Source organism: Pseudoalteromonas sp. APC 3250 (genome assembly GCF_030407915.1).
GTDB lineage: Bacteria > Pseudomonadota > Gammaproteobacteria > Enterobacterales > Alteromonadaceae > Pseudoalteromonas > Pseudoalteromonas tetraodonis.
The window spans coordinates 22,404-35,727 of the sequence record NZ_JASDCM010000009.1 but is presented as its reverse complement, the minus strand read 5'-3'; the positions used below and the strand labels follow the sequence as shown (position 1 = coordinate 35,727).

At 40.2% G+C, this 13,324-nt stretch carries 11 protein-coding genes; 6 read left to right on the top strand and 5 right to left on the bottom strand.

Features of this window, described 5'->3' with window-relative positions; all coding sequences use genetic code 11:
• Window position 1: 1 nt before the first annotated feature.
• From oadA to QL986_RS11030, 4 genes are all read left to right on the top strand, one after another.
• The gene (gene oadA, locus QL986_RS11045; RefSeq protein ID WP_016900617.1) at window positions 2-1,783 is read left to right on the top strand and encodes a sodium-extruding oxaloacetate decarboxylase subunit alpha; all 1,782 of its coding nucleotides are present in this window, start codon (window positions 2-4) and stop codon (window positions 1,781-1,783) included.
• A 14-nt stretch (window positions 1,784-1,797) separates the two neighbouring features.
• Window positions 1,798-2,928 (top strand): sodium ion-translocating decarboxylase subunit beta, encoded by a 1,131-nt coding sequence (locus tag QL986_RS11040; RefSeq protein WP_013464130.1) that lies wholly within the window; start codon window positions 1,798-1,800, stop codon window positions 2,926-2,928.
• A gap of 136 nt (window positions 2,929-3,064) precedes the next feature.
• Entirely contained in the window at window positions 3,065-4,036 is a 972-nt protein-coding gene (locus tag QL986_RS11035; protein ID WP_016900618.1) for an aldo/keto reductase, read from the top strand.
• Window positions 4,037-4,092: 56 nt separating this feature from the next.
• Complete coding sequence (locus QL986_RS11030) at window positions 4,093-4,269, top strand: hypothetical protein (protein ID WP_013464132.1); 177 nt, start codon at window positions 4,093-4,095, stop codon at window positions 4,267-4,269.
• 81 nt (window positions 4,270-4,350) lie between these two features.
• Here QL986_RS11030 and QL986_RS11025 read toward each other — a convergent pair whose 3' ends face one another.
• Window positions 4,351-5,664 carry a peptidoglycan DD-metalloendopeptidase family protein gene (locus QL986_RS11025; protein WP_013464133.1) on the bottom strand — a complete coding sequence of 438 codons (1,314 nt, stop codon included), beginning with the start codon at window positions 5,662-5,664 and terminating at the stop codon, window positions 4,351-4,353.
• A gap of 491 nt (window positions 5,665-6,155) precedes the next feature.
• On the opposite strand from QL986_RS11025, the gene tyrS reads away from it, so the two are divergent.
• Window positions 6,156-7,355 (top strand): tyrosine--tRNA ligase, encoded by a 1,200-nt coding sequence (tyrS, locus tag QL986_RS11020; RefSeq protein WP_013464134.1) that lies wholly within the window; start codon window positions 6,156-6,158, stop codon window positions 7,353-7,355.
• 39 nt (window positions 7,356-7,394) lie between these two features.
• Here the strand turns inward: tyrS and QL986_RS11015 are convergent, their stop codons facing one another.
• The 4 genes from QL986_RS11015 to folE2 form a co-directional block, all read right to left on the bottom strand.
• On the bottom strand, window positions 7,395-8,357 hold the full coding sequence (locus tag QL986_RS11015; RefSeq protein ID WP_024601256.1) for a cobalamin biosynthesis protein: 963 nt from the start codon (window positions 8,355-8,357) through the stop codon (window positions 7,395-7,397).
• Window positions 8,358-9,065 carry a 5'-methylthioadenosine/S-adenosylhomocysteine nucleosidase gene (mtnN, locus tag QL986_RS11010; protein WP_016900621.1) on the bottom strand — a complete coding sequence of 236 codons (708 nt, stop codon included), beginning with the start codon at window positions 9,063-9,065 and terminating at the stop codon, window positions 8,358-8,360.
• Between the two features lie 109 nt (window positions 9,066-9,174).
• Window positions 9,175-9,771: a DUF2726 domain-containing protein gene (locus QL986_RS11005; RefSeq protein WP_024601257.1), complete on the bottom strand. Its 597-nt coding sequence runs from the start codon at window positions 9,769-9,771 to the stop codon at window positions 9,175-9,177.
• A 102-nt stretch (window positions 9,772-9,873) separates the two neighbouring features.
• Window positions 9,874-10,794: a GTP cyclohydrolase FolE2 gene (folE2, locus tag QL986_RS11000; RefSeq protein WP_024601258.1), complete on the bottom strand. Its 921-nt coding sequence runs from the start codon at window positions 10,792-10,794 to the stop codon at window positions 9,874-9,876.
• Between the two features lie 207 nt (window positions 10,795-11,001).
• Between folE2 and arcB the strand changes: the two genes are divergently transcribed.
• The gene (gene arcB, locus QL986_RS10995) at window positions 11,002-13,320 is read left to right on the top strand and encodes an aerobic respiration two-component sensor histidine kinase ArcB (protein WP_024601259.1); all 2,319 of its coding nucleotides are present in this window, start codon (window positions 11,002-11,004) and stop codon (window positions 13,318-13,320) included.
• Window positions 13,321-13,324 lie beyond the last annotated feature (4 nt).

The window sequence follows — 13,324 nt, the reverse complement described above, 5'->3', positions numbered from 1 at the left end:
AATGGCTAAATTAAAAATAACAGAGCTCGTACTTCGAGACGCACATCAGTCGCTTTTAGCTACCCGCATGCGATTAGACGACATGTTACCTATTGCAAAAAAAATTGATGACGCAGGTTATTGGTCTATAGAGTCTTGGGGTGGGGCTACCTTTGACTCATGTATTCGTTATTTAGGCGAAGATCCTTGGGAACGTATTCGTGCGCTTAAAAAGGCGATGCCAAATACACCCCAGCAAATGTTACTTCGCGGTCAAAACTTATTGGGGTATCGCCATTATGCTGATGACGTTGTTGAAAAGTTTGTTGAGCGCGCACACAAAAATGGCGTAGACGTATTTCGTATTTTTGATGCCATGAATGATGTACGTAACTTAGAAACTGCCATAAAAGCGGCGGTTAAAGTAGGTGCGCATGCCCAAGGTACGATTTCTTACACGGTAAGCCCAGTACACACATTGGATATGTGGCTAACACTTGCTAAGCAGCTTGAAGAATTAGGTTGCCATTCAATTTGTATTAAAGATATGGCGGGATTGCTTAAGCCTTACGATGCAGAAAAACTGATTAAAGGCTTAAAAGAAACGGTTTCAATTCCTATTGCCATGCAATGTCATGCAACAACGGGTTTAAGTACCGCAACGTATCAAAAAGCGATTGATGCCGGTATTGATATGCTCGATACGGCTGTATCGTCTATGAGTATGACTTATGGTCATTCAGCAACTGAAACAATTGCTGCAATCGTGGAAGGTACTGAGCGTGATACTGGGCTTGATTTAAACCACCTTGAAGAAATTGCAGCTTACTTTAGAGACGTACGTAAAAAGTACGCTGCGTTTGAAGGCAGTTTAAAAGGTGTTGATGGCCGAATTTTATTAGCCCAAGTGCCAGGTGGTATGTTAACTAACATGGAAAATCAGCTTAAAGAGCAAGGCGCTGCTGATAAACTAAACGAAGTATTACTTGAAATTCCACGAGTACGTGAAGATTTAGGCTTTATTCCACTCGTTACACCTACCTCACAAATTGTTGGTACTCAAGCGGTATTAAATGTACTCACTGGTGAGCGTTATAAAACCATTACCAAAGAAACTGCTGGCGTATTAAAAGGTGAGTATGGTTCAACACCTGCACCAATGAATAAAGAGCTTCAAGAGCGTGTACTTGATGGCAGCGAAGCAATTACCTGTCGCCCTGCAGATGTGATCAAACCTGAACTTGAAACGCTTGAGGCTGAATTAAGTAAACTTGCGCAAGAGCAAGGCTTAACGCTTGCTGATGAGCAAATTGATGATGTGCTCACGTATGCCTTATTCCCACAAATTGGTTTGAAGTTTATTAAAAACCGCAATAACCCTGACGCATTTGAACCTGTTCCTAGCGCTGATGATAGCTCCAATAAAGCACCTGAAAAATCAGCGGCAAACAATAAAGGCGTTAAGGCTGAGCAATACAGCGTTAAAGTAGATGGCAAAGTATACGATGTCGTGGTTGCTCAAGGCGGTGAGCTTAAAGAGGTGACGCTAAAAGACTCTGAGCATATTCCACAGTCGGCATCAGTTGCTTCAGGTGAAACTCTTAATGCGCCACTTGCCGGTAATATCTTTAAAATTAAAGTAAAGCCAGGTCAGGTAGTAAATGAAGGTGATGTGGTGATTATTATGGAAGCCATGAAAATGGAAACCGAAGTACGCGCCATGCATACCGGTACAATTGCAGACGTGCTTGTCTCTGAAGGTGATTCAGTGTCAACCGGCGATGCAATGATTGCATTAGCTTAAGGAGTAATTAGAGGATGGATGGTATTTTAAACCTCTGGCATGCCACAGGCATTGCTAACTTTACATTTCCTGGGCTGATCATGATTGCCGTTGGTTGTTTGTTATTATTTTTAGCTATAGTTAAAAACTTTGAGCCGCTACTATTACTGCCCATTGGTTTTGGGGCTATTTTAACTAATATTCCTGTGGCGGGCTTATCTGACCCTGGTGGCTTACTTTATTATGTTTACTATGTAGGTATTGATACCGGAATTTTTCCGTTATTAATATTTATGGGAGTGGGCGCGCTCACTGACTTTAGTGCCTTAATTGCAAATCCGCGTATGTTGTTATTAGGTGCTGCGGCGCAGTTTGGTATTTTTGCTACCTTATTTGGGGCTATTTTACTTAACTTTATTCCAGGGTTTGAGTTTAGTTTACAAGATGCGTCAGCAATTGCCATTATTGGTGGCGCTGATGGGCCAACCGCTATCTTTTTAGCGTCAAAGCTGGCACCTGATTTATTAGGTGCTATAGCAGTGGCTGCGTACTCGTACATGGCGTTGGTTCCTATTATTCAGCCGCCTATCATGCGTGCGTTTACAACGCCTGAAGAACGTAAAATTCAAATGCCAGAACTGCGTAAAGTATCAAAAAAGGAAAAAATTATTTTTCCGCTGATGGTACTCACTTTAACTGCGCTCTTTTTACCAGCCGCCATTCCACTGGTTGGTATGTTTTGTTTAGGTAACTTAATGCGTGAGTCGGGTGTGGTCGATAGGCTAAGTAACAGTGCTCAAAACGAAATTATTAATATAACCACCATATTTCTAGGACTAGCGGTAGGCTCTAAGCTTGCTGCCGAGCAGTTCTTAACAGTGGAAACCATTGGTATTTTAGTGCTGGGCGCAATGGCGTTTGCTATTGGTACGGCCTCAGGTGTATTTATGGCAAAAGGCTTAAATAAAATTTCAAAAACCCCAATTAATCCATTAATTGGTGCAGCGGGTGTATCGGCTGTTCCTATGGCGGCTCGTGTAGTTAATAAAGTCGGTCTTGAAAATAACCCGCACAACTTTTTACTGATGCATGCCATGGGGCCTAATGTAGCTGGCGTACTGGGAAGTGCTGTTGCTGCAGGTATTTTATTAGCACTTGTTGGCTAGTAATATTTAATCCAACCATTAGCGCAGTTTACTGCGCTTTTTTTTGCCTAAAATTTAATGTTTTAGATTAAGCGGTTTCTTGTATAGGGTTTTTTGTTTAAAGTAATCACTCTTCATTTTTTAAAAGGGCTGTCAAATGTTACACACTCCGCTGGCAAAATATTTACCCAAGGTTAGTAAGCTTGTATTTGGTTGTATGGGTTTAGGAGGTGCTTGGAATAAAGACGCCATCAACAGTGGGCACTTAAAGCAAGCTCATTCATGCATAGACGCAGCATTTGAAAGCGGGATTAACTTTTTTGATCACGCTGATATTTATACCTTAGGCAAAGCTGAGCACGTTTTTGGTAAAGCGTTGGCTGAGCGTCCTGAGCTCAGAGAACAAATGTATATTCAGTCTAAGTGTGGTATTCGCTTTGCTGATGAGAAAAACCCGCAGCGTTATGATTTTTCTGCTGATTGGATTGAGCGTTCTGTTGAGGGCTCACTTAAACGATTAAATACCGACTACTTAGATGTGCTTATGTTGCATCGCCCCGATCCATTAATGGAGGTGGAGGAAGTTGCGCAAATATTTAGCTGTTTAAAAGAAAGTGGCAAAGTGCGTCATTTTGCAGTTTCTAATATGTCTCAACATCAAATAAGGTTTTTGCAGCGCGCTTTAGATATGCCAATTGTGGCAAATCAAATAGAGGCCAGTTTACAAAAACATCAGTGGGTTGATGAGGGCATTTATGTAGGTAATGCCGATGGTAAAGATATTAACTTTACCCCAGGGTGTGTTGAGTATTGTCGTGAGCATGACATTCAAATTCAGAGTTGGGGCAGTTTGTGCCAAGGTTTATACTCAGGCGGTGACCTATCAAAAGCGTCACAAGCGGATGTAAACACGAGTATTTTAGTTAGTAAGCTTGCCGTTTTATATGGCACAAGTGCAGAAGCTATTGTATTGGCATGGCTACTTCGCCATCCTGCATCGATTCAGCCAATTATAGGCACAACTAATGTAGATCGTATTAAGGCATCGAGTGATGCAATTAATATTAACTTAAGTCGAGAGCATTGGTATGAGTTATATATTAGCGCGAAAGGCTGCGCTTTGCCGTAAGTTAATACCCGTTTCAATATTATTTAAACGAATTGGTATAATACAAAGGTGTTGATATGAATATATTTGTCATTTTAATTAGCTTAGTGATTGCTTTGGTGATCATTATTCCTTTGCTAGAAAAGTACCAAAGTAAAATGGGGCTAGAGGGTGCTACCAAATACAGCAAGTATATTTGGCCATTAGTCATGATATCTTTGGTTGTGCAGCTAATTTATGTACTTGTAAATTAAGATTGAAACTTAAATATCACACACAAAAAAGCCTTTGCGGGTAACCCCAACAAAGGCTTTTTTATTTAATCAGTGAAGTGGTTATCTAAGTGCTAGTTGTAGCTCACGATTACGCTCTAGTTGCGCGATAAAGTTATCAGCAATAGGCTTAAATTTAGCAAGCTCTGAACGAGGTAATGGTTCAGACTTAGGTAGTTTTACGGTTTTAGGGTTACGGTGAACGCCGTTAACCAAAAACTCATAATGTAAATGCGCACCGGTTACACGACCAGTTGAGCCAACAGTACCTATTTTTTCTCCCTGTTTTACCTTTTGCCCTGTTCTGACTAAGCGCTTGTTAAGGTGTAAGTACTTAGTAACATATTGAGTACCATGGCTAATAAATACGTAATTACCATTATATTTGCTATAGCCTGCTTTAATTACTTTACCATTACCCGATGATACAACTGGCGTGCCTGTGCGTGCAGCGTAATCAATGCCGCGATGTGCTTTCACTTGTCCTGTAACAGGGTGTAGGCGGCGAGGGTTAAAGCTTGAACTAATATATTTGAAATTAACAGGCGCACGCAAAAAGGCTTTTTTCATACTACGGCCTTCAGGGGTGTAAAAGTTACCGTCTGTGTGACGAATAGCGGTGTAACGCTCACCTTGGTTTATAAATTCAGCGGCAATAATTTTACCGGTGCCAATAAACTCACCGTCAACAAAATGAGACTCATAAATTAAGCCAAATTCATCACCCTTGCGAATGTCGTTAGCAAAATCGACGTCCCAACCAAATATATCGGCAAAGTTCATGATTTGGCGTTCACTTAAACCTGCTGCAATTGCAGAGGTCCAAAAGCTACTTGAAATTTCCCCACCGGCTGTTTTGCTCAGTGTTTCTATTTCTTTGCTGTCAATTGAGGTGTCGTATTGGCCTTCGTCATTAAGTGTGACGAATAGCGTATCCGTTTTAGAAATAACGTAGCGTAATTGAGCTAATGAACCGTCTTCGGCGGTAGCAAAGCTTAACGTTTCACCTGGGTGAATTTTAGTTAGCTTACGTGTTTCAGCGTTGGTGTTTACAAGTTTATGCAGCGTTTGCGCAGAAAAACCGGCACGCTTAAAAATAATCGCTAAGTTGTCACCATTTTTAACTTGGTGATCGACAAAATCATATTCTGGAAGTTTTTGTGCTGCCTGCTCTGAATTAAGGTCAGTGAGTTTTTCGTTCTCACCTACTTTAATTTGTAATTCATAGCGCTTACCAATTTCTAGTGTGTTTTCACTATTGTCTTTGGATGCAGTGGCTTTTTCAGAAGGAAGAAAGGCTAAGGCAACAATAGCAGAAACCAAACCTAGAATAAGCATTTTGTGTTTTTTGGGGAGCGTGTTAACCACGTGAACCATAACGTGCCTTTTTCTGCTGTCAAGATAATAAATAGGTTATATTGCAGGATATAACGAATAATCTGTGAATACTAGTATTTTGTAGATTTAAACTCGAGTTAAATTAGGCTAAAATCATAGGGTATTCAGGCTGTTTGTGTTTAAAGTTGAACTGTTACACTATTTTATATTCTTGGATACTTTGCTTTTTCATCATAATGTTAAATTAGCTTATAAAACGGTTTAATTACGAGAAGTGATTAATTTGTAAACTGTTTTTAGTTTGTGATAAACACTTTTGGCGTATTATTAATCGCTCGTTTATATCCCCTTTTAGAACGTACACCCTGCATTTTAGTTGGTGCTGCGATTAGTTAAAAAAGTTGTTCTAATTAGGTGGAAATTTGTTATGTTAGCTAAATAGTTTTATTTGCTTTGTGATAACGCGCTAGCAATAAACCGTGAGCATATTACACCCCCTTCGTTGTCAGAATTTTTTGGAGTAACACACAGTGGATTTACAAACCGCTCTAGCAGAGATAAAACGCGGTGCAGAAGAGATATTAATTGAAGATGAGTTGGTTGAAAAATTAAAGTCGGGGAAAAAGCTAAAAATTAAAGCTGGTTTTGATCCTACGGCTCCAGATTTACACCTAGGTCACACTGTACTCATTAATAAAATGAAAACCTTTCAAGATTTAGGTCATGAGGTTATTTTTTTAATTGGTGATTTTACCGGTATGATTGGCGATCCAACGGGCAAAAATGTGACCCGTAAACCACTTACACGTGATGACGTGCTTGCCAACGCCGAAACCTATAAAGAGCAGGTGTTCAAAATTTTAGACCCGGCTAAAACAACCGTCGCTTTTAACTCTACATGGATGGAGAAATTAGGCGCTGCGGGGATGATAAAATTAGCCGCGCGTCAAACTGTGGCGCGTATGCTTGAGCGTGATGATTTTAAAAAGCGCTATGCTGGCGGTCAATCGATTGCGATTCATGAGTTTTTGTATCCACTGGTGCAAGGCTGGGATTCAGTCGCATTAGAGTCAGATGTTGAGCTAGGCGGCACCGATCAGCGTTTTAACCTATTAATGGGTCGTGAGCTGCAAAAAGATGAAGGTCAAAAACCACAAACAGTATTAATGATGCCTTTACTTGAGGGAACTGACGGCGTTCAGAAAATGTCGAAGTCACTCGGTAATTATATTGGTATTACTGATACGCCTTCAGATATGTTCGGTAAAATCATGTCAATTAGTGACGTACTTATGTGGCGTTACTACGATTTGTTAAGTAGCCTTTCTATCGAGCAAATTGCAGCGCAAAAACAGCGTGTAGAGCAGGGTACTAACCCGCGCGATATTAAAATTGAATTAGCTAAAGAGCTAATTGCGCGTTTTCACAGTGAAGCTGATGCGCAAGCTGCTCATGATGACTTCATCCAGCGTTTTCAGAAAAAAGCCTTGCCAGATGAAATCCCTGAGCTGACAGTTAATATTGATGAAGAGTCAATTTTAATCGCTAACTTACTTAAAGAAGCGGGCTTAGTGGCGAGTACCTCAGAAGCCATGAGGATGATCAAACAAGGTGCTGTAAAGCTAAACGGCGAAGACAAAATTACAGATACCAAATTGGAAATTGTAAAAGGCACAACGGCTATTTACCAAGTAGGTAAACGCAAATTTGCAAATATCACCGTAGCTTAAAACTGCGGACATTATAAAAACCAGCTACGGCTGGTTTTTTTATGCGAACTTAAAAACGAGAACAGCCTTAATAATTTCAACGCTAATAATAATCAGAAGCCAAAAAAAGCGAGTTTGGTTAAGTGTATTGAGTAGTTGTGGTATGTCATCGGCGTTGGGAAGACGCTCTACACCGACACGCATTTTATTAAAACGCTGTGTATTATAAATAGCAGGCCCACCAAGTTGTACCCCCAAAGATGCAGAGCACACACTAAGTAACCAGCCTGTATTGGTTTGATAGAAGTGTCGGCCATAATGCTTAATATAATGCATGCTTTTTTTACTGGCCTTTAGTGAGGCAATTGTCAGCGCGAGTAAACGTATGGGAATGTACTCAACAATAAAAAGAACCAGTTTAAGCGGCATCAAAAAAGAGCTGTTTGGGGCTATATCACTTCGCCACGCCTGTTGAATTAAAGTGATTAAACGATAGGCGAGAGCGGCGACGGGGCCCAATACTAAAAATATGAAAATTACCACAAAGTAATGACGCGCCGTTCTAAGTATGACACTTTCCATAATGGCTTTAATGATCCCGGGGCTTGAAAGTGCATTAACTTCACGGGCTACTAGTGGCTTTAATAATTCGCGTGCTGTCGATTTTTGATTTTTTTTGACTAGCCTAGCTATGCGTATCGCTTTTTTATTCAGGCTACTGTTTTCTAGGCATAAATATAAAATAAGACCTGATAACAGCTCGGGGTAAAAGGCAAGCTGAAGCAGTAAAACTACAATAATAAGCACAGTACTAAGTATAAGCGTACTTGCCATTGAGGCTGCTAAATAATGATATTGCTTGGTGTCTGTTTTTTTATAAATACGCTGGCTTATAGCGCTAAAAATAGCAGAGAGTATGTGGTTAGGGTGATACCAACTTACTAAAGGTAAAAAGCGCTCAGCAAGGAGCGCACAAATAAATACAATAAAGTCCAAATGATTTTGAACAATATTATTGAGCATTTACAGCGTAACCGCCGTTAATTTCTCAAGTAAAGCTACGACCATTTTTGATGAATTTATAGAGGCTGTTTCTAAGTATTCTTCAAATGATTGCGGCGACTCTTTGCCTGCAATATCAGACATTGAGCGAATAACAACAAATGGTGTATTAAGTGCAAAACACGTTTGCGCAATTGATGCACCTTCCATCTCTACTGCTAGCATTGTAGGGAAGTCACTGCGTGCTTTTTCAATACGAACAGGGTCGCACATAAACGAGTCGCCAGTGCAAATTAAACCAACAAGGGTTTTTACTTCACTAATTTGTGCAATTGTTTGCTCGGCTGCTTCTACAAGTTTAGGGTGAGCAGTAAAACCTGCTGGCATTTGTGGTACTTGGCCAATTTCGTAACCAAACGCTGTTACATCAACATCGTGATGACGTACTTCAGATGAAATTACTACATCGCCAACGTTTAGTGATGGGTCGAATCCACCGGCAGAGCCAGTGTTAATAACACAATCTGGATTGAAGTTATCGATAAGTAATGTGGTTGCGATTGTCGAAGCGACTTTACCTATACCTGATTGCACTAAAGTGACGGTATTGCCTGCAAGCTCGCCTGTGTAAAAAGTAAAACCAGCCTTGGTTAAAACTTGTGGATTTTGCATCGCCTCGCGCAAAATTTTAACTTCTGGCTCCATTGCGCCAATAATACCAACATTCATAGTGTTAAATTCCTGAGTTTGAATACGGTGATTATACTGCAAAAAATAACGTGGGGTAAAACAAACAAAAATGCGAGCTTAAAAAGCCCGCACTTTATAAACTTATTGATTATATTTCAGCAAGGGCTGTTGATTGTGCCTTTGCTTGAGAAGGAGACAATACCGCAGGTTTATGAACTCTAGCACGCGTAGGTCGTGATGGTTTAGATGCCGCTGGCTTACCTAATTTAAACATAATTGCATCGCGTACTTCGCTTGGGCGGTAGCCTGCCTTCACTTTCATACGAATATGTGGAATACCTGCGGCTTCCAATGCGCCATTAACAAACCAGTCGCGCTGTGCTTTGTGGCCATCTTTATTGGCGTTATTAACTAAGTCAACCGCAGCCACTATGGTCATTTTTTCTTTATCTACTAAAACAAAGTCGAGCTGCTTATTTTTTGCTTTAGCCATTGCCGCACGTTTAGATTTAACAGACAGGCCTTGTTTACAGTCAATCACATCGATTAGTTTAACGCGACTAACAATTTTATATTGATCGCCAACAGCGCGCTCTAATAAATTCAGAAACGCCCCTTCTACTTGGGTAAATACACTTTGCTTACGAGTAAAAGGATAAGGGTTTCCGCCGTCATCATTAAATTTTGACGCAACGACAGATGCCCCAATAACTAGCACTAATATTAATAATAAAGCGAATTCCATACGGTAACTCCATAACAACAAATTGACACTGCTTTTCTAAAGCAATTTATGTGCCCAAATAGTTGTTATGGTTGTTTTATTAACGAATGGGGATGAGCACTATTATGCTTTATAGCCGCCTTCAATACCTTTTACGGCAATCGCAACTGCATCATGAGCATGTAAAGACTCATAATGGTTAATTTGCAGGAAGTAATCGCTAAACTCTTTTGACTCTAACGTCGTTTTAATTTTTCGTGCTGCGTCTTCACAAAACATTAAATTTTGACCGTTTAAGCGAGCAAACTCTTGTTCGTCTTCACGTTTTACCGCAGCTTGTACTGGTGTTTTTAGCTCATCTTCTAGTAAGTTTATTAAGTTAACCACATCAAACTGTTTAATGTTATTTGCTAATTTAACTTTAACATTAGCAATTGAACGCTGTGAATGCGGGGTTGCTACAATGCCTTGAGTTGTTCCAAGCCACTCTAAAACTTCTGATTGAGTGAGTGTTTCTTGAGAAAACTTTTCGCTGAATGCGTTTTGAATTAATTGGCGAGCCAGTGCTGCAGAGCAGGGGCAAGTTGATGAATAAGTCACATCAACGCTGAGCTCAAAACTAATAACGCCTTGATTTATAGTGCTGGTAAGTACAATGGGATAGCTTTTCCAACCTGCTTTACCACTAAGTAATGACTTACGGCGTAGCGGCAATTCAAATTTAAATTCAATGTGTGCTTTATCACTTAAGCCTTCATGACTGGTGATAAAGGTATCTAAGGCTTGTGCTAAGGTTTGTGGATTGACCTGTTGCTCAGTTGAGAGGTGATCCAACGCTAAAAATAGTCGCGACATATGAATGCCTTTAGCATCTTCTTTGTGTAAATTAACAAAGGCGCGTGCTTTTGCATTAACGGTAACTGGAGCTAAATCAAGAGATTCAAAAATAAAAGGCAGCTCTATATCGCCCATACCTACCCAGTCTAATTTACCTGTTTGTAATGCGGCAGCCGTGTTAGCAATATCTGGCATAGTTTTTTGCATGATACGTTACTCGTTATTTGCAATATTTAAAACGCCGCATTTTACACTAAATAAAGATTTGCTGAAATGCAGCAAATAACACCAAACATGAAATTTTATTGTTTTTGTCGCACAACATGAAAATAGCTGATAGAAAATGCTAAAATTAGCCTTTAACCTTGAAAGGTCAACAGACCCTAAGCATTTAGCTAAGAGAAAAACTGATATATGACTGATTCTTCTTTGAACCCGTGGGTTCGAGTTCTTTCCAGTTCAATAACTCGTTTTGGTGAGTTTAAAACTGCAGCTATTTGCTATGCATTATTACTGACAATATCGCTGGTTTTATCAAGTATGTTTTATTACGTTGCCATAGGCGAAGTAAACTTGGTTGATATACTCGCCGTGGTATTTTTTACCTCGGTTGTTTCTCCTTTAGTTATCAGCATATTATTAAACTCTATTCGGCAACTTGATGCCTCTTATGCTTATTTAGATAGTGCCACAAAACAAGAGAAGCTTTTAAATCAAACCCTCAAAGACAATATTAACCGCTTAAATATTGAAATTGACGAACGTAAAATGGCTTTTCATGCCAAACACCGAGCAATAGAAGAGCTTAGGCGTGAAATTGCAGAGCGTAAAAAAACACAACAAGAACTCGCACAGCAAGGCATGTTACTGCGCTCAATAGTAGACTCCTCGCCGGATTTATTTTATTACCGCGATAACAACGGGGTATTTGCCGGTTGTAATAAAATGTTTGAAGAGGTAATGGGCAAAACCAGTGGTGAACTTATTGGTAAAGCCGCAGAAGAAATATTCCCAAGCCACTTTTTATCAGAAGTACTCAGAACCGATGAGCAAGTTGAGCGCACTCACCAAGGTTTAACTATAGATGTGGAGTACTCAGTAAACGGTGAAATTAGGTGGTTTGAACTCAGAAAACTCCCCTTTATAAATGAGCAGGGCGATTACATTGGTCTACTAGCCTTTGGCCGTGATATTACCAGTCGTAAAGAAGCTGCGCAGGCACTGGAAACAGCTTACAAAGATAAAGGGAAATTTATTGCCACATTAAGCCATGAGTTACGCACACCGCTTAATGGTATTGTGGGCTTAACGCGCATGCTACTGGATACCGAATTAAACAAACAGCAACGCAGTTGGTGTAATACCGTGTTTTCAAGCGCCGAAACGCTAGGTAACATATTTAACGATATTATAGATTTAGATAAAATTGACCGTGAGCAGTTAGATATTGCCGCCAACGAAATTAATGTTTCGGACTTTATCAACGATGTAGTTAACTTTGCAGGCCTTATTGCTGAGCAAAAAGAGCTTTCGTTTGAAGTGAAGCGTTCTGGCATGCTTGACATATATGCTTTGCTTGACCCGACTCGTTTACGCCAAGTGGTGTGGAACTTAATTAATAACGCCGTTAAGTTTACTCAACAAGGGAGCGTAATCTTAGATTGTGCCAGAGAAAACCGTGAAGATGGCCCTTGGCTTATTATTAAAATACTCGATACCGGTGAAGGTATTCCACAAGAGCAACTAACACGCATTTTTGACATGTACTATAAAGCGCCAGATCTTAAAGGCACCAATGCCATAGGTTCAGGTATTGGCTTAGCTGTCACCAAAGCGTTAGTAAGCGCAATGAAAGGCACAATAACGGTTAATAGTACCCCAGGAGAGGGCAGTTGCTTTACGGTACAAATTCCGCTGAATTTATGTAGTGCTCCTACCGAACATAGTTATGTTGGCCGTAGCTTATATATTTTATTAGTGGAGGATGTGCCACTTAATGCTGAAATTGCCACTAACCTACTAGAGCAACGTGGACACGAAGTGCTGTGGGCTGAAACGGGTGAAGATGCTTTATCGTTTGTCGAAACTGAAGATGACTTAGATTTAGTATTACTTGATATGCAGTTGCCTGATATTAATGGTGACGAAGTGGCAAGACAAATTCGTGCTCAAAGTCATTTTGATCAGCTACCAATAGTGGCATTAACGGCCAATGTACGCAGTGCTGAAGAAGAGCTTGAGGGTATATCTATTCAAGGCGCACTAGCTAAACCAATAAACACAAGCAAGTTAGATAATATGCTCGCTGAACTCTTTGGCATTAAGCAAGCGCAAACCGAGGCTCCTCAACGAGTGGTCAATCAAGCGTTATTAAATCAAATTAATACTGACTTGTTGGATATTGAAACCATTGAAGACTTTGTAAATTCGATGGGCGTTGAAGTATTTAAACGCAGTAGCCAGTTGTTCGCAAAGCTAAATCCGCAGTACCAACAAGAGCTATTAGCTTCGTTAAACGCTGCTGATAGAGAAGAGTACAAATCGGTTGCGCACAAATTAAAAGGTGCCGCTGGTTCGGTGGGTCTTAATGATGTTCAGTTGCATGCAAAGCAAATGGAGCATGGGGCGCTGGAGCAAAGTGATGAAGTGTTAGCTGTGTGGCTTGAGGAGTTAACAGATAAAATAAATGAAGGACAACAGGCCCTTCATTTATTTTTACAGCAATTAGAGTAATAAC